This is a genomic window from Microbispora catharanthi (genome assembly GCF_006334915.2).
GTDB lineage: Bacteria > Actinomycetota > Actinomycetes > Streptosporangiales > Streptosporangiaceae > Microbispora > Microbispora catharanthi.
On sequence record NZ_VDMA02000009.1, the window covers coordinates 246,276 to 268,754 of the forward strand.

At 72.8% G+C, this 22,479-nt stretch carries 20 protein-coding genes, 1 tRNA gene and 1 pseudogene; 11 read left to right on the top strand and 11 right to left on the bottom strand.

The window, feature by feature from the left end; genetic code table 11:
* Window positions 1–68: 68 nt before the first annotated feature.
* From FH610_RS19405 to FH610_RS44510, 7 genes are all read left to right on the top strand, one after another.
* A complete protein-coding gene (locus FH610_RS19405) occupies window positions 69–863 on the top strand; it encodes a thioesterase family protein (RefSeq protein WP_139575920.1) in 795 nt (264 codons plus the stop codon).
* Between the two features lie 141 nt (window positions 864–1,004).
* A complete protein-coding gene (murI, locus tag FH610_RS19410; RefSeq protein ID WP_420813729.1) occupies window positions 1,005–1,841 on the top strand; it encodes a glutamate racemase in 837 nt (278 codons plus the stop codon).
* Window positions 1,838–2,590, top strand: coding sequence for an MBL fold metallo-hydrolase (locus tag FH610_RS19415; protein ID WP_139575922.1), 753 nt, complete (start codon window positions 1,838–1,840; stop codon window positions 2,588–2,590). Before murI ends, FH610_RS19415 begins: the two co-directional genes overlap by 4 nt.
* A 5-nt stretch (window positions 2,591–2,595) precedes the next feature.
* Complete coding sequence (rph, locus tag FH610_RS19420) at window positions 2,596–3,312, top strand: ribonuclease PH (RefSeq protein WP_139575923.1); 717 nt, start codon at window positions 2,596–2,598, stop codon at window positions 3,310–3,312.
* Between the two features lie 19 nt (window positions 3,313–3,331).
* The gene (gene rdgB, locus FH610_RS19425) at window positions 3,332–3,934 is read left to right on the top strand and encodes an RdgB/HAM1 family non-canonical purine NTP pyrophosphatase (protein ID WP_139575924.1); all 603 of its coding nucleotides are present in this window, start codon (window positions 3,332–3,334) and stop codon (window positions 3,932–3,934) included.
* 47 nt (window positions 3,935–3,981) lie between these two features.
* Window positions 3,982–5,730, top strand: coding sequence for a molybdopterin-dependent oxidoreductase (locus FH610_RS19430; protein ID WP_338104557.1), 1,749 nt, complete (start codon window positions 3,982–3,984; stop codon window positions 5,728–5,730).
* 94 nt (window positions 5,731–5,824) lie between these two features.
* Window positions 5,825–7,726, top strand: coding sequence for a toxin glutamine deamidase domain-containing protein (locus tag FH610_RS44510; protein ID WP_240809060.1), 1,902 nt, complete (start codon window positions 5,825–5,827; stop codon window positions 7,724–7,726).
* A 92-nt stretch (window positions 7,727–7,818) separates the two neighbouring features.
* Here FH610_RS44510 and FH610_RS19440 read toward each other — a convergent pair whose 3' ends face one another.
* The 4 genes from FH610_RS19440 to FH610_RS19455 all read right to left on the bottom strand — a co-directional run bounded on the left by FH610_RS19440 (window position 7,819) and on the right by FH610_RS19455 (window position 13,160).
* On the bottom strand, window positions 7,819–10,308 hold the full coding sequence (locus FH610_RS19440; protein ID WP_139575925.1) for an ABC transporter permease: 2,490 nt from the start codon (window positions 10,306–10,308) through the stop codon (window positions 7,819–7,821).
* Window positions 10,309–10,311: 3 nt separating this feature from the next.
* On the bottom strand, window positions 10,312–11,055 hold the full coding sequence (locus FH610_RS19445; RefSeq protein WP_139575926.1) for an ABC transporter ATP-binding protein: 744 nt from the start codon (window positions 11,053–11,055) through the stop codon (window positions 10,312–10,314).
* A gap of 113 nt (window positions 11,056–11,168) precedes the next feature.
* A complete protein-coding gene (locus FH610_RS19450) occupies window positions 11,169–11,834 on the bottom strand; it encodes a response regulator transcription factor (protein ID WP_240809061.1) in 666 nt (221 codons plus the stop codon).
* 144 nt (window positions 11,835–11,978) lie between these two features.
* A complete protein-coding gene (locus FH610_RS19455; RefSeq protein ID WP_240809062.1) occupies window positions 11,979–13,160 on the bottom strand; it encodes a sensor histidine kinase in 1,182 nt (393 codons plus the stop codon).
* A 781-nt stretch (window positions 13,161–13,941) separates the two neighbouring features.
* Here FH610_RS19455 and FH610_RS19460 point away from each other — a divergent pair.
* Window positions 13,942–14,163, top strand: a complete 222-nt coding sequence (locus tag FH610_RS19460; protein ID WP_139575928.1) for a hypothetical protein — start codon at window positions 13,942–13,944, stop codon at window positions 14,161–14,163.
* Between the two features lie 171 nt (window positions 14,164–14,334).
* Here the strand turns inward: FH610_RS19460 and FH610_RS19465 are convergent.
* From FH610_RS19465 to bcp, 4 genes and pseudogenes are all read right to left on the bottom strand, one after another.
* Window positions 14,335–15,161: pseudogene (locus FH610_RS19465) on the bottom strand (esterase-like activity of phytase family protein).
* A gap of 19 nt (window positions 15,162–15,180) precedes the next feature.
* Window positions 15,181–15,312: a hypothetical protein gene (locus FH610_RS45245; RefSeq protein WP_276607690.1), complete on the bottom strand. Its 132-nt coding sequence runs from the start codon at window positions 15,310–15,312 to the stop codon at window positions 15,181–15,183.
* A gap of 82 nt (window positions 15,313–15,394) precedes the next feature.
* Window positions 15,395–15,468: transfer RNA gene (locus tag FH610_RS19470), tRNA-Leu, on the bottom strand.
* 528 nt (window positions 15,469–15,996) lie between these two features.
* Window positions 15,997–16,464, bottom strand: coding sequence for a thioredoxin-dependent thiol peroxidase (gene bcp, locus FH610_RS19480; protein WP_139575929.1), 468 nt, complete (start codon window positions 16,462–16,464; stop codon window positions 15,997–15,999).
* Window positions 16,465–16,599: 135 nt separating this feature from the next.
* Between bcp and FH610_RS19485 the strand changes: the two genes are divergently transcribed.
* Complete coding sequence (locus FH610_RS19485) at window positions 16,600–16,926, top strand: DUF3618 domain-containing protein (RefSeq protein WP_139575930.1); 327 nt, start codon at window positions 16,600–16,602, stop codon at window positions 16,924–16,926.
* 108 nt (window positions 16,927–17,034) lie between these two features.
* On the opposite strand, the gene FH610_RS19490 is transcribed toward FH610_RS19485, so the two are convergent.
* Window positions 17,035–18,210, bottom strand: a complete 1,176-nt coding sequence (locus FH610_RS19490; protein WP_139575931.1) for an amino acid deaminase/aldolase — start codon at window positions 18,208–18,210, stop codon at window positions 17,035–17,037.
* Between the two features lie 201 nt (window positions 18,211–18,411).
* Here FH610_RS19490 and FH610_RS19495 point away from each other — a divergent pair, with 201 nt between their 5' ends.
* Together FH610_RS19495 and FH610_RS19500 are read left to right on the top strand one after the other, a co-directional pair.
* Window positions 18,412–19,122 carry a DUF6286 domain-containing protein gene (locus FH610_RS19495; RefSeq protein WP_139575932.1) on the top strand — a complete coding sequence of 237 codons (711 nt, stop codon included), beginning with the start codon at window positions 18,412–18,414 and terminating at the stop codon, window positions 19,120–19,122.
* A gap of 1 nt (window position 19,123) precedes the next feature.
* Complete coding sequence (locus tag FH610_RS19500) at window positions 19,124–19,615, top strand: hypothetical protein (protein WP_139575933.1); 492 nt, start codon at window positions 19,124–19,126, stop codon at window positions 19,613–19,615.
* Here FH610_RS19500 and FH610_RS19505 read toward each other — a convergent pair.
* Entirely contained in the window at window positions 19,544–20,983 is a 1,440-nt protein-coding gene (locus tag FH610_RS19505) for a hypothetical protein (protein ID WP_139575934.1), read from the bottom strand. The genes FH610_RS19500 and FH610_RS19505 overlap by 72 nt on opposite strands.
* Window positions 20,984–21,081: 98 nt before the next feature.
* On the bottom strand, window positions 21,082–22,455 hold the full coding sequence (locus FH610_RS19510) for an L-serine ammonia-lyase (protein ID WP_139575935.1): 1,374 nt from the start codon (window positions 22,453–22,455) through the stop codon (window positions 21,082–21,084).
* Window positions 22,456–22,479: the final 24 nt, after the last annotated feature.

A 22,479-nucleotide genomic window follows, 5' to 3' on the forward strand; every position in this document is an offset into this window, starting at 1 on the left:
CGCGGTCCGCCGGGGCGCCACGCTAGAGTAATGAGCAGAACAATATTCGGTAGAGCGGCGAGGGGCGCATGACCAAGTTCGACGAGGCGACGCAGGCCATCCGGGTCGACGACACCACTTATGACGTGTGTCTCGACGACGGGTACTCCATCGGAGGGCCGCTGAACGGCGGATACCTCATGGCCGCGATGCTGCGCGCCGTGGTGGACGCCTCGCCGCACGCGCACCCCGTCTCCACGAGCGCCCAGTTCCTGCGGGTGGCCCGGCCCGGCCCGGCCCGGGTGCTGCTCGAGCCGCTCAAGACGGGCCGTACGGCGGCGATGAGCCGGGCGCGGCTCGTCCAGGACGGCGAGTCGTTCATCGAGATGCTCGTCACGACCGCGACGCTGGACGGGGAGGCGGCCCCCGACTGGGCGGACGGCCCCTCCGCCGCCATGCCGGACCTCGCGGACTGCGTGCGCCTGCCCCAACCCAAGCCCCAGTCGAACATGAACTTCAGCGCCCAGATGGAGCTCGCGTTCGACCCGCCCACGATCGGCTGGCTCACCGGCGCGCCGACCGGACGGCCCGAGTCGCGGGCGTACTTCCGGCTGGCCGAGCCGCAGGACCCCGACCCGTACGTGCTGGCGCTCGCGGTGGACGCGCTGCCGCCGGTCGTGTTCTCGGCGGGGGCGCGGGGATGGGCCCCGACGGTGGAGCTGACCTGGCACCTGCGGGCCCTGCCCGCGCCGGGGTGGCTGACCCTGATCGGCGGCGGACGGCTGATCAGCGACGGCTGGTTCGACGAGGAGGTCGAGGTGTGGGACTCGGCGGGCCGGCTGGTCGCCCAGTCCCGCCAGATCGCGCGTCTGGGCCGCGGCTGAGCTGGGTTCACTCCAGCGGGCTGTTCGATCGCCGCGCCTTCGGCACGCGTTGTTCGATCGCCGCGCCTGCCCGCCGCCCGGCGCGCGGTGTGAGCATTCTTACCGTCAGCGGCGGGGATCAGTCCCCTAACCTTGGGAAGCGTGCCGGAGGACAACACCAGGGCGATCGGGATCTTTGACAGCGGGGTGGGCGGCCTGACCGTCGCCCGGGCGATCATCGACCAGCTGCCCCACGAATCGATCTTCTACGTGGCCGACACGGCCAACCAGCCCTACGGGCCCAAGAGGATCGCCGAGCTCCGCGCGTACGCGCTGGAGGTCATGGACCACCTGGTCGAGCACGACGTGAAGATGCTGGTCATCGCGTGCAACAGCGCGAGCTCGGCCGTGCTCAGGGACGCCAGGGAGCGCTACGACGTCCCGGTCGTCGAGGTGATCCAGCCCGCCACCCGGCGGGCCGTGCGCGCCACGAGGAACGGCAGGGTCGGCGTGATCGCCACGCGGGCCACCATCGAGTCGATGGCCTATCACGACGCCTTCGCCGCCGCCCCCGACGTGGAACTGGTCGCGGTGGCCGCCCCCCTGCTCGTGGAGTTCGTCGAACGGGGCGAGACGATGAGCGAGGAGCTCATCGAGGTGGTCAGGGGCTACCTCAAGCCGGTCCAGGACGCGGGCTGCGACACGCTCATCCTCGGCTGCACGCACTACCCGCTGCTCACCGGCGCCCTGTCGTACGTCGCCGGGGACGGGGTCACGCTGGTGTCCAGCGCCGAGGAGACGGCCAAGGACGTCTACCGCATCCTGCACGACCGCGGGCTGTCCAACGGCGCGGGCGAGCCGAGGCACCGCTTCCGGGCGACCGGCGACACCGAGCTGTTCGAACGGCTCGGGCAGCGCTTCCTCGGTCCCGAGCTCCAGTCGGTGGAGCGGACCGCCTCCGGCATCGGCGACGTCAGCGGCGTAGGGAGTTCGCGATGAAGTTGACGATCATCGGGTGCTCGGGCAGCTTCCCCGGCCCCGACAGCCCGTCCTCCTGCTACCTGCTGGAGGCCGAGGGCTTCCGGCTGCTGCTCGACTTCGGCAACGGTTCGCTGGGTGCGCTGCAGCGGCACGCCGGGCTCTACGACGTCGACGCCATCCTCCTGTCCCACCTGCACGCCGACCACTGCCTCGACCTGTGCGCCTACCACGTCGTGCGCACCTACACCCCCGACGGCCCGCTGCCGAAGCTGCCCGTCCACGCCCCCGCCGGCGCCTCCAAGCGGCTCAACGCGGCGTACGCGATGCCGGACGAGCCCGTCCTGGAGAACTCCTTCGACTTCGTACGGCTGTCGCCCGGCACCCGGCACGTCGGCCCGTTCGAGGTGACGGCCGCCCCGATGAACCACCCGGTGGAGACCTACGGCTTCCGCGTCACCCACCAGGGCCGTTCCGTCGCGTACTCGGCGGACACCGGCGAGTCGGCCGAGCTGGTCAAGCTCGCCCACGAGGCCGACGTGCTGCTGTGCGAGGCGTCCTTCCTCGACGAGCCCGGCCTGACCCCCGGCCTGCACCTGAGCGGCAGGCAGGCGGCCGAGCACGCCGCCCGCGCCGAGGCCGGCGCGCTCGTCCTCACCCATCTCGTCCCCTGGTACGACAAGTCCCGCATCCTGGAGGACGCCTCGCGCGGCGGCTTCGCCGGCCCGATGGAGTTGGCGCGGAGCGGGGCCGTGTATGACCTAGGGTGACCCGTATGGCTCGTTCACACGGTCGTCGTTCCGACCAGCTTCGCCCCGTGACCATCACCCGGAACTGGCTCGCCCACGCGGAGGGTTCCGTACTGGTGGAGTTCGGGGGCACCAGGGTGTTGTGCGCCGCGACGGTGGAAAGCGGCGTGCCCCGCTGGCGCAAGGGCAGCGGTCTTGGCTGGGTGACGGCCGAGTACGCCATGCTGCCCCGGTCGACCAACACGCGCAACGACCGCGAGTCGGTCCGCGGCAAGATCGGCGGGCGCACCCACGAGATCTCCCGGCTGATCGGCAGGTCCCTGCGGGCCTGTGTCGACTACAAGGCCCTGGGGGAGAACTCCGTCCTGCTCGACTGCGACGTGCTGCAGGCCGACGGCGGCACCCGCACCGCCGCCATCACCGGCGCGTACGTCGCCCTCGCGGACGCGATCGCGTGGATGCGGCAGCGCCGGATGTGTCCCGGCGACCCCCTGGTGAACTCGGTCGCCGCCGTCTCGGTCGGCGTCGTCGGCACCGAGCCGATGCTCGACCTCGACTACAGCGAGGACGTCAAGGCCGAGACCGACATGAACGTGGTGATGACCGGCAGGGGCGACTACGTCGAGGTGCAGGGCACCGCCGAGGGCACGCCGTTCGACCGGACGGCGCTCAACGGCCTGCTCGACCTCGCCGCGGCCGGCTGCGCGGAGCTCACCCGCCTGCAGGCCGAGGCCCTCGCCTGATCCACGGGAGAACGACAGCATGAACAAGGTGGTTCTGGCCACCCGGAACGCCGGGAAGATCGTCGAACTGCGCCGGATCCTCGCCGACGCCGGTGTGCCGGTCGAACTCGTCGGCCTGGAAGCGTTCCCGCACATCGGCGACGTGGCGGAGACCGGCCTCACGTTCGCGGAGAACGCGCTGCTCAAGGCGCACGCGGTCGCCTCGCAGAGCGGCCTGCCCGCGATCGCCGACGACTCCGGCCTGTGCGTCGAGGCGCTGAACGGCATGCCGGGCATCTTCTCCGCCCGCTGGTCGGGCCGCCACGGCGACGACGACGCCAACCTCGACCTGCTGCTCGCGCAGATCGCCGACGTGCCGGACGGCCGCCGTCAGGCCCACTTCGCCTGCACGGCCGCGCTCGCGCTGCCGACGGGGGAGGAGCACGTGGTGGAGGGGGCCGTGCACGGCCACCTCATCCGCGAACGGCGCGGCACCGGCGGCTTCGGCTACGACCCGATCTTCGTGCCGGACGGCGAGACCCGCACGACGTCCGAGATGTCGGCCGAGGAGAAGAACGCGATCAGCCACCGGGGCAAGGCGTTCCGGGCGATCGCCCCGGTGATCGCCGAGGTCGTCTCGTAATACCGCCGTAAGACCGCCGGCGGCCGGGCGGGCGTAGCGTTCGGAAGGTGAACGCAGCAGGCACCCGCATGCCCGCCTGGGCGGCCGCGCTGACCGGCCTCGTCGCCGGCGCGGTGGCGCTCGGGGCGGCCCAGATCGTCGCCGGTCTGATCGATCCCGGCGCCGCGCCGGTCGTCGCCGTGGGCGGCGCGGTGGTCGACGCCACGCCCGCCGGCCTCAAGGAATGGGCGATCCGCACCTTCGGCTCCAACGACAAGCCGGTCCTGCTCGGCGGCATCGTCGTCGTGCTCGCACTCGTCGCCGCCGGTCTCGGCCTGCTCGCCCGCCGCCGGGCGGCGTACGGCACGCTGGGACTGGCCCTGTTCGGCCTCGTCGGCGCCGCCGCTGCGCTGTCCCGTCCGGACGCCGGGGTGGCGCACGTCCTGCCCTCGATCGCGGGCGCCGCGGCCGGCGCCTGGACCCTGTCGCGCCTGACGCGCCGCGCCATGGGCAGTGGCGAGGAAGAGTACGTGGCCGCCAGCCGGGCCGCCGACCAGGGCATGGGCGACACGGTCCTGACGGCGCCCGCGCCGGCAGGATCGTCGTCGGCTGAGCGCACGAGAGCCGCGAGCCTGCGGGAGGAGAGCCGTGCGGCGGAGCCCGGCCCCGCCCTGCCGGCCGTCATGCGGGCGGGCACGGGGCCAGGCGCGGGGCCGGGCGCGGGATCGGACTCCGCGCCGCACGCCTTCGACCGGCGCAGGCTTCTGACCGGGGCGGCCGCGGGGGTCGCGGTGGCGGGCGCCGCCGGTCTCGGCGGATGGCTGCTGTCGGGCACCAAGGACGCCGAACTGGCCCGGCGCGGCGTGGCCAGGTTGCTGCCGCGCGCGGCGCGCCCGGCCGCGCCGATCCCCGCCGGGGCGGACCTGCGGATTCCCGGCCTCGCGCCGTTCGTCACGCCCAACGCGGAGTTCTACCGTGTGGACACCGCCCTCGTCGTGCCGTCGGTGGACCCGGCCCGCTGGACGTTGAAGATCCACGGGCTGGTGGACAGGCCGGTCGAGGTGACCTTCGCCGATCTGCTCAAACGCCCCCTGACGGAGGCGGACGTCACGCTGACCTGCGTGTCCAACGACGTCGGCGGGCCGTACGCCGGCAACGCCCGCTGGCTCGGCGCCCGGCTCGCCGACGTGCTGCGCGAGGCCGGGATCCGCAGCGAGGCCGACATGCTGCTCAGCGTCTCCGAGGACGGCTGGACCTGCGGCACACCGGTCGACGTGGTCATGGACGGCCGCGACGCGCTGCTCGCCGTCGCCATGAACGGCGAGGTGCTCCCGGAGGCCCACGGCTTCCCGGTCCGACAGGTCGTGCCCGGACTGTACGGGTACGTATCGGCGACGAAGTGGGTCACCGAGATCAGGGTCACCCGGTTCGACCGGGAAGAGGCCTACTGGACGCCGCGCGGCTGGGCCCCCCGGGGCCCGATCAAGACCCAGTCCAGGATCGACCTGCCCCGAGACGGGGACGAGGTCACGGCGGGCCGTACGACCGTGGCGGGCGTCGCCTGGGCACAGCACCGCGGCGTCGACGCGGTCGAGGTGCAGGCGGACGGCGGCGCGTGGCGGCAGGCGAGGCTCGCCGACGTGCCCGGCCCCGACACCTGGCGGCAGTGGTCGCTCGACCTGGACCTGACGCCGGGCCGGCACACGATCTCCGTGCGAGCCACCGACGCGACCGGTTACACCCAGACCGCGGACGAGGTCCCGCCCGCCCCCGACGGCGCCACCGGCCACCACACCGTCACCGTCACGGCCCGCTGACCGTCCCCCGCGCGGTCTCCCGATCGAGAGCCGGGTCTGGAGTTGGGAAAACCCGCCGTGCCCCGGACGGCCCGCCTCTACCATCGGCACCCTGATGGGCGCGAGGAGGGGGGCCAAGCGCGTGAACCAGGACAGGGCGCGCCGGCATGCGAGGTGGCGGTTGCCGTCCGGTGTGTACAACCCGGTCGTATCGGCCGACGGCCGGCGATGGCGGGACTACGAGCAGGCCGCCGAGGCGCCTGCTCCTTCGCTGGAGGACCGCCGCCTGGAAGTGCGGCTCGCGGCGCTGCCGCTGGGCGTGGACACCGTGACCATGCCGGTGGTGCCGGCCGCCAGGAACGGCGAGATCGGGGGACGCGGGGGCCATGGCCTGGGGGCGCCGGCCGGACGGCGCGCAGGGTCGCAAGACCCTCGGGAAGCAGGGTCGCCAGACCCCCGGGAAGCCGTCCCCGCCGCGACGCCCGCCGGCGCCGGGAACACTCGGAACACCGGGGACCCGGACGACGCCGAGGACTCTGAGGAGTTCGGGGACTTCGAGGACGCCGGGGAGGCCCGGGAGGTGGCGGGAGAGGTGACGGAAGAGGCGGCGGCCGAGGACACCGCCGGGGAAGCTGCCGCGGGAACCGCCGCCGACGCCGCACCCGACGGCTCGCCGCCGCTGGAAGAGTCCGGCTCGGGGGAGTCCGGCTCGGGGGAGCCCGGCTCGCCTGACTCGGGCCCGTGCGACGCAGGCCCGGGGGAGTCCGGCTCGCCCGGCTCCGGTGATCTCGCGCACATGGAAACGCGCCCGGCCGCCGGGATCGAGGCGGCCGATGTCGAGGCCGACGCGGGGGCCGACGCGGGGGCCGACGACGCCGAGCACGGGGACGACGTCGAGGATCCGGCCGAGCCCGGGGATCACCTGGAGATCGCCGTCGTCGGAACGCGGGACGGTGCGGCGGCAGACGAGACCTCGACGGCCGTGGCGTCCGTCGAAGGCGATCGGCCGGGCGAGCCGCTGCCCGAGCCGCTGCCCGAGTTGCTGCCCGAGTTGCTGTCTGGGGCGGGACACGACGCCGGTGCCCAGACCGGACAGGGCGAGTGGCTCGCGGAGACCGCGCCCGCACCGAGAATCACCGTGCAGGCGGACAGGGCCGCGGCCGAGGCGGGGCGTTCCGGACACCCGAACGGAACCGCCGCCGGCGCCGGACAGGGGCGACCGCCCGGTGAGACGGCGCCTGCGGCGGCGTTCGAGGCGGCGGGGACGGGCCGGGACGAGCGGCACGAGCGGCACGAGCGGCACGAGGAGACGCCCGGCGGGGCCGTGGACGACGGTCCGGAGACGGGCGACTTCGCGGACGCCGACGACTTCTGGTCGGCCGTGCTGCACGACGAGACCGAGCGCGACTGGCTGGACTGTCCGGGCCGCCCGAGACGGCTGGAGGAGACCCGCCCGTACGGCAGGCCCGGCGGCCTGGCCGAGGCGGATCCGGACGGCCAGGTGAGCCTCGTGCAGGCGGTGAGCGGGCGCTTCCCGGACCCGCGCGGCACCTGGATCCGCCTGATCAACGCCGAAGGCCCGACGGAGGACGCGTTCAGGTCCAACAACGCCGTCGACTGCGCGCTGTCGGTGATGTCCACCTGGCACGGCGAGCCCGTCGTGGCGGCACGCAGGCAGCCGGAGTACGACGGGTCGGGACGCCCGCTGCTGACCGGGGAGACCGGAGGCGTCGCCCGCGCCGAGGAGTGGCTCGGGCACCGCTTCGAATACGTGGGCCACGGCCGCCGGGCGTACGTGGCGATCGCGCAGCGGCTGATCTTCGGTGGTCACGGTGCCGCCGCCGTCCTCATCACCCGCTGGGCCGGGGGAGGCAGCCACGCGTGGAACGCCGTCAACTGCCGGGGCGAGGTCCTGTGGATCGACGCCCAGCGGGGTCACATGGCCGTGGAACCGCCGTACGAGGACGTCACCGGGGTCTTCGCGGTGGTGATCGACCGCCAGGGCCGCCGCCTGTGACGGCCCGTGTGTGAGCGCCGCCCGGGGCACCCGCTCGCGCGGGCGGCCCGGGCGGCCCCGTGCCGACCCGGCCGGGACGGGGCGAGCGGCGGTCAGGAGGCGGCCAGCGCCCCGACGACCGAGGCCCGGGCCGCACGGCGGGCGGGCAGCACCGCGGCGAGCACTCCGGCCAGGCCCGAGGCGGCGATGAAGATCAGGATCTGCCCGATCGGGAGCTGGAAGGAGACGTTCTCCGTGAGCGTCGCCGTCGCCGCCCAGCCGTACGCGATGCCGAGCAGGACGCCGACGATCGCGCCCACCAGGCCGAGGATCAGCGCCTCGACCGAGAGCATGCCCCGCAGTTGCGGCCGGGTCAGGCCCAGGGCGCGCAGCAGCGCGGACTCGCGGGTGCGCTCGTGCACCGACAGCGACAGCGTGTTCGCGATGCCGAGCAGTGAGATGACGATCGCGAGGGCCAGCAGCCCGGTGATGATCATAAGGATCGAGTCGATGGCCTCGTCGAACTGGCCGCGGATCTCGGTGGTGCTGCCGACCTTGACCGCCGGGTAGGCCGCCGTGGCGTCGTCCACGACCTTGCGCGCCCGCTCGGGGGCCACGCCGTCGGCGGCGTCCACCAGGATCTGCGCGTCGCCCACCGTGCCGAACTGCCGCTCGAACGCCTGCTCGGTCATGGTGAACGACGGAAGCAGGGACACGTCGGCCTTCAGCACCGCCACGACCTTGAGAGGGGTCTTCCGGCCGCCTGACGCGACGGTCACGGTGTCGCCCACCTTGACGCCGAGGTCCCGGGCCACGTAGTCGGCCACCGCGACCTCGCCCGCGCCGAAGCCGTCCATGGTGCCGGACGACGCCTCCGGCTTGATGGCGGTGCCGATGGCCGACTGGGTGACCGTGCCCACCTCGAACTCGCGGCCGTTCACCTTGGCCTTCTTCCCGCGGAACTCGGTCACCGCGGCCAGGTCGCGGTTCGCGCGCAGCGTGTCGGCGACCGAGCGGGGGATCGTGCCCGTCTGCGAGGACAGGATGTAGTCGGCGGGGAACTGCTGGTCGAGCTGGCCGCTCACGGTGGTCCGCACCGTGGAGGTCAGGACCGCCATGAACGTCATCAGCGTCACGCCGACGGTCAGGGCCACCGTCGTGGTCGCCGCCCGCTTGGGGTTGCGCCGCGCGTTGTCCACGGCGAGCCGTCCCGGCACGCCGAACAGCCGCGCGGGCACCCAGCCGGCCAGCCCGCTCAGCGGCCGTACGATCACCGGGCCGAGGATGAGCACCGCGAAGAACACGAGCACGCCACCCGCCATGACCGCCAGCAGCGCCGCCTGGCCCGGCTTCTGCAGCATGCCCGCCGCGGTGAGGCCGGCCCCGGCCAGCACGAACAGGGCGGCGACGACCACCCGTACGACCCCGGCGCGGAACGCGTGCTCCTCGACCTGCGTGCGCAGCGCCGCGACGGGCGGCACGCGGGTGGCCTGCCGCGCCGGGAGCAGGGCGGCGGCCATCGTCATGACGACGCCGGTGCACATGCCGACGGCGATCGTCTGCGGGGACAGGCTCACGGTGCCCGTGGGGATGTCCGTTCCGACGGCCCGCAGCACGGCGACCGCGGCGGCCCCGAGGCCGAGGCCCGTCAGCAGGCCGAGCACCGACGACAGCAGGCCGACCACGGCCGACTCCAGCACGATCGAGCCGAAGACCTGCCGCTTGGTGGCGCCGATGCACCGCAGCAGCGCCATCTCGCGCATCCGCTGCGCGACCAGGATGTTGAAGGTGTTGTAGATGACGAGCGCGGCGACGAGCAGCGCGACCGCGCCGAACAGCAGCAGGCCCAGCCGGATGAAGGACGTGTCCATGTGGTTGCGCTTGGCGACCTCGTCGGCGCGTTCCCGCCCGGTCACGGCCTTCGCGTCGCCCACGGCCGCCGCGACGGCCGTACGCAGGCTCTCCGGCGAGGGTCCCGAGGAGACGACGTCGATCTCGGTGAAGCCCTTGGCGCCGGTGACGCGCCGCGCCGTGTCGGGAGTGAAGGCGACCGCGCCCCGATAGGCGAGGTTCTGGTCGAGGCCCACGTCGAAGATCCCGACGAGGTGGAACTCCTGTCGCTTGCCGGCCAGGTCGAGCACCGTGACGGTGGCTCCGGGCGCGAGCCCCTGCGTCTTGGCGGTGTTCTTGTCGAGCACCGCCTCGCCGGCGGCGGAGGGGGCCCTCCCAGAGGTGATCTTGATGCGGTTCGCCGGGATGGACACCCCGGCGGTGGGGGAGTCCCCCACGACCTTGCCGTCCTTGCCGATCAGCGGCGCGTCCCCGGACACCATCGGCTGGGCGTCCTTGACACCCTGCACCGCCTTGACCGCGGCGAGCGCGCTCTCCGGCAGGTTCCCGTCGGGCCCGGCGTCGTCCTTGGGCGTCACCACCACGTCCACCTTGTCGGCGTCCGCGGCGAACGACTGGGTGAACCCGGCGTCGATGGTGTCGGTGAGCACGAACGTGCCCGCGATGAAGCCGACCCCGAGCACGATCGCCAGAGAGGTGAGCACCAGGCGCAGGCGGTGCGCCAGGAGCCCGGTGAGGGTGGTCCTGAACACGGCTCAGGCCTCCAGCGCCATCAGCGTGTCGAGCACGGTCTGCGGCGTCGGCCGTTCGACCTCGCTCACCAGCAGCCCGTCGCGCAGGAAGACCACCCGGTCGGCGTACGACGCCGCCACGGGGTCGTGCGTCACCATCACGATCGTCTGCCCGAGCTCGCGTACGGACCTGCGCAGGAACGCCAGCACCTCGGCGCCGCTGCGCGAGTCGAGGTTGCCGGTCGGCTCGTCGGCGAAGATCACCTGGGGCTTGCTGATGAGCGCCCGCGCCACGGCGACGCGCTGCTGCTGGCCGCCCGACAGCTCGCTCGGCTTGTGCCTGAGCCGGTCCCGCAGGCCGACCGTCTCGATCACGCGGTCGAACAACGCCTGGTCGGCCTGGCGGCCCGCGATCTCCAACGGGAGTCGGATGTTCTGCTCGGCCGTCAGCGTCGGCAGCAGGTTGAACGCCTGGAAGATGAAACCGACGCGCTCGCGCCGCAGGAGCGTGAGCTGCTTGTCGTTCAGACCGGTGATCTCGACATCACCGATGATCACCTGCCCGTCCGTCACGGTGTCCAATCCGGCCAGACAATGCATCAGTGTGGACTTGCCGGAGCCGGACGGCCCCATGATCGCGGTGAACTCCTCCGCGGCGAAGCCGACATCGATGCCGCGCAGCGCGTGCACGGCCGCGTCGCCCTCGCCGTACACCTTCGTCACTTCCCGCGCGACGACGGCGGTGCGAACCTGGGTTGTTGTGGTCATGACGCCACGCTATGGCCGTGATCAGGGCGTTTCCTCGGCCTCGCGGACGTTCTCGGCGTGCGGCCCCGGGACCGGCCCGCCGGGACGTGTGCGACTTGTGAGGTAGTCCGGTCTCAGCCCCGCGGATGATCGGGGGAGACCGCACCGGTCTCGTACGCGTAGACGACCACCTGGGCCCGGTCGCGAAGCCCCAGCTTGGCCAGGATCCGGCCGAGGTGGGTCTTCACGGTCGCCTCCGCGAGATGCAGCCGCGCCGCGATCTCGGAGTTCGACAGGCCGCGGGCCACGTTGACCATCACCTCCCGCTCCCGCGCCGTCAGCACGCCCGCGTCCTGCCGCCGCGCGTCCCCGTCCGGCAGGAGCACGGCGAAACGGTCGAGCAGGCGGCGGGTCGTGCTCGGCGCGACCACCGCGTCGCCGGAGTGGACCGACCGGATCGCACTGATCAGCTCGGCCGGCGGCACGTCCTTCAGCAGGAACCCCGCCGCGCCCGCCTTGATCGCGGCGAACGCGTACTCGTCGAGGTCGAACGTCGTCAGGATCAGCACCTTGGGACCGTCCGGCGCCGCGCAGATCACGCGGGCCGCCTCCACCCCGTCCATCCGCGGCATGCGGACGTCCATGAGGACCACGTCCGCCTCGACCGTGCGCAGCGCCTCGACGGCCGCCAGCCCGTCCGCCGCCTCGCTCACGACCTCGATGTCCGGCTGCGCGCCGAGGACCATCCGGAACCCGGTCCGCACCAGTTCCTGGTCGTCCACCAGCATGACGCGTATCACTGCCGCTCCGCTCCGCTCGTCATCGCCGCGATCCCCGTAACCGTACGCGGTCGGGAGACAGCCGGGTCACCGTGGTCCGGGGACGGCCGGACACCGCGGCCGGGGGCGGGCCGGTCACCGCGGTGAACGGACGGTCGCGTCGGGTCACGCGGCCACCCCGACGGGAATCCGGACGACCACCCGGAACCCGCCGCCGGACCGGGGGGCCGCCTCGACGCTTCCGCCGTACATCGCCGCCCTCTCCCGCATGCCGATCAGCCCGTGCCCGCCGACCAGACGCGGCGCCGCGGCGCCCCTGCCGTCGTCGCTGATCCTCAGCTCGATCTCGCCCCTGCCGTACGTCATCTCCACCCAGGCCCGTGTGCCCGGACCGCCGTGCTTGAGCGTGTTCGTCAACGCCTCCTGCACGATCCGGTAGACGGCGAGCTGCTCGCCCTCCGGCAGGGTTCGCGCGGTGCCGGACACGGTGAACTCGGTCGGCAGCCCCGAGTCCCTGACCTGCCTGATCAGGTCGCCGAGCTGGGCGACGCCGGGCTGCGGAGCGTACTCCTCCGCCGGGCTGCCCGCGTCCTGCCGCAGCACGCCCACCAGCCTGCGCATCTCGGCCAGCGCCTGCCGCCCGGTCGCCGAGATCGCCTGCATCGCGCGCCGGGCCTGCTCGGGGTCGCCGTCGATGGCGTATCCCGCGCCGTCGGCCTGGACGACCATCACGCTGACGTTGTGCGCAACCACGTCGTGCAGTTCGCGGGCGATGCGGGCGCGCTCGGCCGCGGCGGCGATGCGCGCCTGCTGGTCGCGTTCCCGCTCGGCCCGCTCGGCGCGTTCGACCAGGCCCTCCACATAGCGGCGGCGGGTGTTGGCGTAGATCCCGGCGATCCAGACGGCGACGATGAAGGCCGAAGACGACGGCCATGCCTGGCCGGCGTCGGGAGACCAGCGCAGCATCGCCAGCAGCAGCCCGAGTTCGGCGACCGCCCCGGCGGCCAGCGCCCACCGGAGCGTGCAGCGCGAGGCGACGCCGTACACGGCGACGAGCACCGCGATGTTGGCGGGCAGGACGACGACGTCGAGCAGCCACTGGACGAAGCTGACGGCGGCGACCGCCGCGAACACCTCACGGGGGTGGTCGCGGCGCCATGTCAGCGGAATGATGAGCGCGGCCGACAGCAGCAGCAGCCCGGGCACGCCGACCTGCCGCGCCCCGAGCGAGCCGGTCCGGCTGAAGGCCTCGACGGTGACCAGACTCAACAGCGCCAGCGGGGAGACCGTGAGCGCGTCCACGAGCTTGCTGTGGCGCCGGGTCCAGGCGCGCAGTCTGCCGAACACGTACCCAACCATATGTATCGGCTGCTCAGAAAGGTCTCACCCTTGCGGCGGATACGGCGGTACGACTCAGGTCGCAGCCGCCCGCCGCGCTTACGCCGTTCTTACGGATCGCGACGCATCCTTGTCCTCGGGAACGCTTCTGTGAAGCGGGTAAAGGGAGATTGGGATGGCGGATCAGGACGCGGCGTCGCGCGGCGCAGGGGACGAGCCGCGCGGCCCGCGCCCGGAGCCGGAAACCGGGCCGGCCGGGCCGAGTGAGCCGACCGCGACCAGCGGATCAGCGGAGCCCGCTGCACCGGCCGAGCCCGCTGCGCCGGCCGAGCCCGCTGCGCCGGGCGCGCCAACCGGGCCGGCCGGAGCCGGGCTGGTCGCACCTGCGCCGACCGGGTCCACTTCGTCGACCGGGCCGGCTGGGCCGACCGGGCCGACCGCGCCACTGCCACCTCGGAGCAATCCCGCATCACCTTGGACCAGCCCGGCGAACACGTCCGGGGGCGTTGGGCCGGGTTCGCCATGGTCCGGCCCCGGGAACAGGCATGGCGCGGCAGGGCCGTATTCGACCTGGGCAGGCCCCGCGGGCCCGGGCCGGCCCGGATCGGGACCCGCGAGCGCGCCTCCGAGCGGCAGCGGGTATGCCTTCGGCCCCGGCGGCGCGGGATGGAGCGCCCCGGGCTGGCAGGACCCGCGGCAACGGTTCGCGTCGGCCCCGCGGCCCGGCGCCCCCGCGCGCCTGGCGGCCCGGCTTCCCCGTGGACACGCCGGGCAGCTCGTCGCCGTCGGCGTGGCGTCCGCGATCGTCGGAGCACTCCTCGGCGGTGGCATCGTGGCCGTCACCGGCATGGCCTGGGACCGGGCGGACGCGGGGACGAGCTGGGACGGTGGAGGAGACCGGCAGCGTTTCTTCCCTCGCGGCTACGGTCAGGACGCGCCGCAGTCCCAGGACGGTCTGCCTCCCTGGTGCAGGCAGACCGACGCCGGAGTGCGCTGCCAGGCGCCCGGCTGAGGCTTCCTTCCGGAGTTCCGGTAGGTGCGCGCCGGCGGAGGGGCCGGCGCGCGCCTACGGGTTTTCCGTGCGTTTCACGGCACCTACGGGATCGCCGCGTTCACGGGATCCGTACGGTCACCGGATGAGCGAACCGGATGAGCGACGTCCCCGGGTTGGTCGCCCGGCCGATCACTGGAGCGCACGCCGGTCGGCGTGCAGGTGACGCGAGAGCCGTACGGTGATGTACTCGTCGTCGTCGGCCTTGCCCGCCGCACGGCCGGATGAGAACGGGAAATTGTTGTCGTTCAGCACCGCGAGAGTGCGGTCGTCGAGCAGGGCCACGTCCTCGATCGTCTGGAACGGGAAGCGGAACGTCCGGCCGAAACCGCCGATGCCCTTCGGGTTGGCGAGGTTCAGCAGGTCGGCGACGAGGGTCTTGTCCATGCGGCCGTCGTGGTCCCGGTCGGCCGCGTCGGCCAGGTAGATGCGCTTGAAGGCGGCGGCGTCACCCTGCTCGTTGTCCCGCTCGATGACCAGGAACCGGTGGTCGTCGACCGCGATCGCGTCTCCGATGGCGTTCGAGGGCGACTCCAGCCGGTAGGTCCACCAGGTCGTGCCGTACCTGCCCGTGCGCAGGTCGAAGTCGTACATGCGCAGGTCGCCGGGCGTGTCGCCGTCCACCGTCCCCTCCAGCAGGGGGTGGAGGCGGTGGCCGTCGACCGAGCGGGCCATGCCCTCGAACCCCTTGCTGCTGCGGGTGTTGGGCTGGCCGCCGTTCAGGTTCGATTCTCCGGCGCCATCACGCCGGGCAGCGGGATCGGGGCCTGGAGGAGTCGCCCGGAGGACGAGAAGTGCAGCAGGAACGGGCCGAACTCGTCGCCGATCCAGTAGGTGCCGTCGGACGCCCGCACGATCGATTCCACGTCGAAGTCGGCGCCGGTGAGCACCCGGTCCGCCCGGGTCAAGGCGAACGGCACGCGCCTGTCCGGATCGCTCAGGTTGAACCCGCCGAGCACCTCCAGCCTCCCGTGCCGGTCAGCCCCGCTCGCTCTGAGCGCGGAGCAGGGCGATCGCCGTCCGGATGGCGGAGGACCGCGACGGGGCGCCCTGCGTCGACACGAGACGCTCGAGAAAGGCGAGGTCGTCCGCGGTGACCATCACGGCCATCTTCGCGGGCGCCTTCTCTCGGCTGAAAGAATCGACTTCTTCGACGGTATTCGATGCGCCGTTATCTTCAATTGATTTGTTGTGGGGCCGGCGGGATTCGAACCCGCACTGTACGGCACCTAAAGCCGCGGTCTCCTGCCGTTGGACTACGACCCCTTTTCCTCTTCCTTTTCCTGCGAAATTCTCGGTTTGAGAATGGCAGTTCGGGCAGAGGAATCTCAGATTCTCTTTTCTGTTGTCCAGCCAGTTTCCGTTGATGTGGTCGATGTGCAATGTCAGCGGCCGGCCGTGCCAAGTGCCGCCTATCTTACAGTCTGCGCAGCGGTAGGGGACTCCCACTTCGCGCAACACCCGCCGGAGCTTGGTGGGCTTCTCGCGGGGAGCGCCCGGGGGGTTCAGGACCAGTACCTCTGCCGGAAGGCTCCGTCGCGGCGAGGCCTGCCCCCGCCTGTGGGCCTGGCCGAGGAAGTGGGATGTGTCGATACCGAAGTGCTTGAGGCGGCGGCTGATGTGGGCGTGGGCGCCACCCGACCATGGGATGCCGAGATAGCGCAGCACGTCGGCGATGCTGCTCGCGGCGGCCGCCGCGTCGGCGAGCAACTCGGGGGTGTACTTGTACTTCGCCATGCCCCGGAAGTTATCGGCCGCCGCCGACAATTCCGGGAGCGTGGCGAAAGGGGTATTTCAGGAAATCCCCAGCTCTTTTGTGAGTCGGGCGACGTGGCCGGTGGCCTTCACGTTGTAGAGGGCCTTCTCGACCTTTCCGTCGGCGTCGATGACGAACGTGGAGCGGATGACGCCCATCATGGTCTTGCCGTAGTTCGTCTTCTCGCCGTACGCGCCGTACGCCTTGTGCACGTCCAGGCCGGTGTCGGACAGCAGTGGGAAGGTGAGCGCGTCGCGCTCGCGGAACTGCCGCAGCTTGGCGGGCTTGTCCTTGGACACGCCCAGCACCACGAAGCCCTGCTCGGTCAGCGCGCCGAGGTTGTCGCGGAAGTCGCAGGCCTGCTTGGTGCATCCCGGGGTCATCGCCGCCGGGTAGAAGTACAGGATGACCCGCCTGCCGCGGAACGACTCCAGCGCGACCTCGTTGTCGTCGGCGTCGGTCAGGGTGAAGTCCGGCGCGGCGTCGCCGGGCTGGAGCTTGCTCATCACGTCCTCCGGAAAAAGGTGACCCGCGGCGATCGGCGGGCAAGCGTCAACCAAACTACCGGCTCAGCCCCTGTGCGGGGCGACCGCCGGACCTGGCAGACTGATCACACACGAATACCACAGGAGGGGGATCGCATGGCGGACACCGATCCCGATGCGCTGGAACGGAAGATCGAGCGCACGCGGGCGGAGCTCGCTCGCACGGTCGACGCCATCGCGGACCGGGTGAGCCCGAAGCGGGTCGCGGAGCGCGGCGTCGAGAAGGCGAAGGCCAACGCGCGCGACTTCGTCGCGTCCGTGGAGGACATGGTCCTGGGGCCGCGCACGTACGCCCCGGCCGACGGCGAGGGCGAGCAGCCCGCTGAGTATGCGGCGCCCAACATCGCTCCGGTGCTGATCGGGATCGGCGTGGTCGTCGTCGTGGGCGCGGCCATCGTGCTGCTGCGCCGCCGCTCCCGCTGACCCGCCGCCGGACGACGCCGCCGTGACGCGGTTCACGGCGGCGTTCGCGTTCTCGCGGGGACGAGCACAGGGACGAGCACAGAGACGATCAGAGGGCCGGGCCGGCGGTCACAGGAAGGTCTTGCCCTCGCCGCGGTAGGTCGGGACCTCCTCGGCCACCCGATCGCCCTCGACGAGGTGCAAGGCGGCGAAGCGCTCGCACAGCTCCCCGGCCTTCGCGTGGCGGAACCAGACGCGGTCGCCGAGGCGGAGGTCGGCCGCGGCCTCGCCCAGAAGCGGCGTCTGCACCTCACCCGCCCCCTCGTCCGAGTGATACCTGAGCCCCGCCGGCAGGTACGGCTGGGGCAGCCGGGTGGGCCCGGGGGCCCCGGAGGCGGGATAGCCCCCTCCGAGCACGGTCACGACGTCCGGAGCCGGCTTGCGCACGACCGGCAGGGCGAACAGCGCCGCCGGACGGCCGGTGAAGCCCCGGTAGAAGTCGAACAGCCGGGGGTGGAAGAACCCCGAGCCCGCCGCGACCTCGGTGATCGCCCGCTCGGCGACGGTCTTCTCGATGCTTCCCGTTCCGCCGCCGTTGACGAACTCCAGGTCGGCGACCTGACGTACGGCCTGTACGATCCGGCCGCGCCGCACGATCAGCTCGCGGCGCGACCGCTCCTGCATCCAGCGCACCGCGCGGCCGTACGGTCCCGGAACGTCGTCGCCCACCCCGGCGATCTGCGCCTCGTACGCCATGAGCCCGGTCAGCCGAAGCCCGGGACGCTTGGCGATGTGCGCGGCGATCTCGGCGGCCTGCTCGGGCTCGCGAATCGGCGACCGCAGCGCGCCCGCCCGGAACGCGCCGCCGAAGGCCACGAACCCCGCGTCGACGTCCAGGCACACCCGGATCCGGTGGGGGAGCCGCAGGCTCTCGATGAGGTCGAGGTGCTCGGGCGAGTCCACCATGACGGTGATCTCCCGTGCCGCGACCTCGTCCGATCCCAGGGCGCGCAGCGCGGTCCTGTCGGCCGTGGGGTAGGCCACGAGCACGTCCCGCAGGCCGGTGGAGACCAGCCACAGCGCCTCGGGCAGCGTGAAGGCCATGACGCCCGAGACGCCGTCCATGGCCAGGATCCGTTCGAGCACCGCCCGGCAGCGGATCGACTTGCTGGCCACCCGGATCGGCTTGCCCCTGGCCCGGCGCACCATGGCGGCCGCGTTCGACCGGAGCGCGTCCATGTCGAGGACGGCGAAGGGCGGCTCAAGGTGGGCCGTCGCCTGGTCGAGGCGCTGTCGGTCGTCCATGGGCGCAGCCTAGTACGGCGTCGCCCGGAAATACATGAGCGAGGTTCACGTTAACCGGGCCCGGGCAAAAACTCCGCCGTGGCGCCGCCATGATCGCGCAAGGCGGCGGGTGACCCGCCCGTCCCGCCACCGCTCCGTGTACCCATGGTGAGGTGACTACCGAGCGGACGCGGCCCGGTGAGCGGGAAGGGTGAACGGCTGATGAGCGTCGTGCAGGGAATCCTGGCGGGTTCGTCGGCGAGGAGCGCCAAGGGCGCCGGAAACAACTCGGGCGCCAGAGGCGCGGGCAGCGGCTCGGGCGCCGAGGGCGCCGAGGGCGCCGAGGGCGCCGAGGGTGCCGGAAGCGACACAGGCGGCAGGGGCGCTGCCGCGGGCCGGCGGAGCGCCGTGCGCGTCCTGCGGCCGGGCCGGACCCCGGCCGCCGTCGTGGTCGCCGCCGTGATCGCGCTGCTCGGCTGGGTGCTCACCGCCGTGGTCGTCGCCGTCATGCTCGGCGTGTCCCCGCCTTGGCGGCTGCCGCCCCGGCTGCTGAACCTCACGACGGCCGACCCCGCCGTCCCCGTCGCCGCGATCGGCATGATCGTGTGCGGGGCGGGACTGGTGGCCCTCGCGCTCGTTCCCGGCCGTCCTCGGCTCATGCCCCTGGAATGCCGGGACCCGCTGCTCGCGATGGGACTGACCCGCGCCGGTCTGCGCCGGACGCTCGCCGCCTCGGCCCGCGAGGTCGAGCATGTCCGGCGGGCCGACGTCCACATCCTCCGCAGGCGGATCGAGGTCGCCGTGGTGGCCGACGCGGACACGACCGGCGCCCTCCTGCGCGAGGTCGGCGCCGCGGTCGGGGACCGGCTGTCGGGCCTCGGCGTCCGGTCCCGCCAGGAGGTGGTCGTACGGCTGCGCAGGAGAGGGGGCTGACGTGCGTCCGCGTTGGGGAAACCGCGTCGGGCTCCTGCTGGTGGGCCTCGCGCTGGTCGCGGGAGGTTTCGGCCTGCTGACCGCCGTGCGGGGGCGGCCCGGCGCGGCCCTGATCGACGCGAGCGTGGCCGGCGCGAGCGTGGCCGAAGGGAAGCCGTGGGCGCTGCCCCTGCTGGCCGGGGCGGCCATGGTGCTCGCCCTGGTCGCGACCCGCTGGCTCTTCATGGCGCTCGGCTGGGGCCGGGTCGGCAGCCGCACCGGCGCCGGCATCGCCATGCTCGGCGTGGCGCTGAAGGGGATCGACGGGATCGGCCACATCTCGGTCAGGCTCGTGCGCGACGGCAGGCTGCGGGTGTCGGTGTCGCTCCGGCGGTCGGCCGACCTGCGACAGGTGATCAGGCGGCTGGACGAATCGGCGGTCTCACGCGTTCGCCGCGCGGTCGGCCGCGACGACGCGCTTGCGGTCGTTCGCCTGCACGTCCGCCGCCGCTGACCGGCCCCCTGATCTCCCCTCTGCGCGCCATGGCGCGGGGGTCGCGCCCGTGCCGAGGGCGAGCCCGGCGGCCAGGCAGGCGAGCGGCACGACGGGCACCACATAGCGGTGGTCGAAGGCGGCGATCAGGGGCGGCAGCAGGAGCAGGACCGCCGCCGCGGCCCAGGGCAGCAGCGCCGTCCACCGCCGGGCCGCCAGCCCGGCGAGCCCGGCCAGCAGGACCGCCGCCAGCAGCGGCCCGCGCAGGAAGCCCTGCTCCTGGTAGGCGCGCAGCCACCCCGCGAACGGCTCGGCCACCTTCGTGTCCCCGGAGCTCCCCTGGTAGGCGGTGGTCAGCGCGCTCGCCGTACGGCCGCCGGAGGCGACCTTGGAGGTGAACGGCTTCACCGAGGCGGGGAACACGTACGCGCTCTGGGTGCCCGGGGCGGGGTAGACCTTCCGGTCCCATTCGAACGCCCACATGGCGTCGTGCAGCCCGGTCGTCAGGAAGTCGAGGGGCTGGCTGCGGATCGCCAGCGAGGCGAACTCGCTCGCCAGCCGGTCCTTGTCCTTCTTCACCCGCTGGATGGGCGAGTCGGCGGCCCAGATGTAGGCGGGCGCGGCGAGCCTGGGCTCCGACGGGCACAGCACCGCCAGCTCCTTCGGCGGCTTCATCACCGAGCAGTCGGCGAAGGTCATCGTGCGCGACCACAGCCATGTGCTGCTGCCGCCCATCCCGTACGACCCGTGGGCGTCGTGGAACCAGACGGCGTACCCGCCGAGCACGGCGGACGCGGCGGCGAGCCCGGCGAGCGCGGTCCTCCAGCGTCCGGCGAACAGCACCGGCAGCAGCGCCAGCGCGAGCAGGGGCAGCCCGAGGGTGCGGGTGGCCGTGGCGAACCCGAGCAGCAGCAGGGCCGCGACGACGGACCACGCGCCCGGGCGAGGGCGCCACAGCAGGATCGTCACGGCGGCCACGACCAGTGCGGTGAACAGCAGGTCCGCCATGACGAGGTGTTCGAGCTGGATCTGGTGGACGTCGAGCAGCACCGGCGCCGCCGCCAGGGCCGCTCCCCAGCCCGGCAGCCGTGTCCGCCGGCGCAGCACCGCGTAGACGCAGACGGCCATGCCGAGACCGAGCAGGTGCTGCACGATCACGACGGCGGTGATGCTCCCCAGTGGGCTCAGCACCGCCAGGAACAGCGAGTAGCCGGACGGCCGCGAGGGCAGCGGCCGCAGGTCGAGGGCCGAGCTGAGGTAGGCGAAGGAGTCGGCCCAGAACCACAGCGCGGGCCGGTAGCCGAGCACGGCGAGCGCGCGCAGCGCGACGCCCGCCGCCAGCACGATCAGGAACGCCCGATGTGGGCGCAGCGCCTCGCGCCACCTCACGTGACGGCCCTCCTCCTCGACGGGAAGTCACCACGATATTGGCGAGCCGCACATGCGTCACATCCGCGACATCATGGCGCTCGCCGGCGACGCGAGGTTCAGCACTCGATGACGTTGACGGCGAGGCCGCCGCGCGAGGTCTCCTTGTATTTGTCGAGCATGTCCCTGCCGGTGTCGCGCATCGTCTTGATCGCCTTGTCCAGCGACACGAAGTGGCGGCCGTCGCCGCGCAGCGCGATGCGGGCGGCGGCGATCGCCTTGATCGAGGCGACGGCGTTGCGCTCGATGCACGGGATCTGGACGAGCCCGCCGATCGGGTCGCAGGTCAGGCCCAGGTTGTGCTCGATGCCGATCTCGGCGGCGTTCTCGACCTGCTCCGGCGTCCCGCCGAGGGCCTCGGTGAGGCCCGCCGCCGCCATCGAGCAGGCCGAGCCGACCTCGCCCTGGCAGCCCACCTCGGCGCCGGAGATGGAGGCGTTCTCCTTGAACAGCACGCCGATCGCGCCCGCGGTGAGCAGGAAGCGGACGACGCCGTCCTCGTCGGCACCCGGGAGGAAGCGCATGTAGTAGGACAGGACGGCCGGGACGATGCCGGCGGCGCCGTTGGTCGGCGCGGTGACGATCCGGCCGCCCGCGGCGTTCTCCTCGTTGACGGCCAGCGCGAACAGCGTGACCCAGTCCATCGCCCGCAGCGGGTCGGTCCCGTCGGCCTCGCTCTGCAGCCGCCGGTACAGCTGGTGGGCCCGGCGGCGCACCTTGAGCCCGCCCGGCAGGACGCCCTCGCGGCCGGTGCCGCGCCGTACGCACTCGGCCATGACCGCCCACAGGTGCAGCAGACGGGCCCGGATCTCCTCCTCCGTACGGCCGAAGGCCTTCTCGTTCTCCATCGTCAGGCCGGAGATCGACAGGCCGGTCTCGGCGCAGTGCGCGAGCAGTTCGTGCGCGGTCGTGAAGGCGTACGGCAGCACCGTGTCGTCCGGCTTGATCCGGTCGGCGCCGGTGGCGTTCTCGTCCACCACGAAGCCGCCGCCGACCGAGTAGTACACCTTCTCGCGCAGCACCGTGTCGTCGGCGTACGCCGTGAACCGCATGCCGTTCGGGTGGTGGGGGAGCGACAGCTTGCGCTCGAAGACGAGGTGCTCGCCGACCACGAACGGGATCTCGTGCACGCCGTACAAGGTGACCGTGCCGCTCGCCCGCATCGCCGCCAGTCGTTCGTCGACGGTGTCGACGTCGACCAGTTCCGGCTTGTCGCCGGACAGGCCCAGCAGGACCGCCTTGTCGCTGCCGTGGCCCTTGCCGGTCAGCCCGAGCGAGCCGTACAGGATGGCGTCGACCCGGGTCACCTTCTCCAGCAGCCCGTCCTGGTGCAGCCCGCGGACGAACTTGTGCGCCGCCGCCATCGGGCCGCCCGTGTGCGAGCTGGACGGCCCGATCCCCACCTTGAACAGGTCGAAGACGCTGATCGCCATTGACCCTCGCCTCTCAGCCGGCTG

Excerpts from the sequence above, each read along its gene's own strand:
- FH610_RS19405 (WP_139575920.1), top strand. The coding sequence starts at position 69 with ATGACCAAGTTCGACGAGGCGACGCAGGCCATCCGGGTCGACGACACC.
- FH610_RS19415 (WP_139575922.1), top strand. The coding sequence starts at position 1,838 with ATGAAGTTGACGATCATCGGGTGCTCGGGCAGCTTCCCCGGCCCCGAC.
- rph (WP_139575923.1), top strand. The coding sequence starts at position 2,596 with ATGGCTCGTTCACACGGTCGTCGTTCCGACCAGCTTCGCCCCGTGACC.
- rdgB (WP_139575924.1), top strand. The coding sequence starts at position 3,332 with ATGAACAAGGTGGTTCTGGCCACCCGGAACGCCGGGAAGATCGTCGAA.
- FH610_RS44510 (WP_240809060.1), top strand. The coding sequence starts at position 5,825 with ATGGGCGCGAGGAGGGGGGCCAAGCGCGTGAACCAGGACAGGGCGCGC.
- FH610_RS19445 (WP_139575926.1), bottom strand. The coding sequence starts at position 11,055 with ATGACCACAACAACCCAGGTTCGCACCGCCGTCGTCGCGCGGGAAGTG.
- FH610_RS45245 (WP_276607690.1), bottom strand. The coding sequence starts at position 15,312 with ATGGCCGTGATGGTCACCGCGGACGACCTCGCCTTTCTCGAGCGTCTC.
- bcp (WP_139575929.1), bottom strand. The coding sequence starts at position 16,464 with ATGAGCAAGCTCCAGCCCGGCGACGCCGCGCCGGACTTCACCCTGACC.
- FH610_RS19485 (WP_139575930.1), top strand. The coding sequence starts at position 16,600 with ATGGCGGACACCGATCCCGATGCGCTGGAACGGAAGATCGAGCGCACG.
- FH610_RS19490 (WP_139575931.1), bottom strand. The coding sequence starts at position 18,210 with ATGGACGACCGACAGCGCCTCGACCAGGCGACGGCCCACCTTGAGCCG.
- FH610_RS19495 (WP_139575932.1), top strand. The coding sequence starts at position 18,412 with ATGAGCGTCGTGCAGGGAATCCTGGCGGGTTCGTCGGCGAGGAGCGCC.
- FH610_RS19510 (WP_139575935.1), bottom strand. The coding sequence starts at position 22,455 with ATGGCGATCAGCGTCTTCGACCTGTTCAAGGTGGGGATCGGGCCGTCC.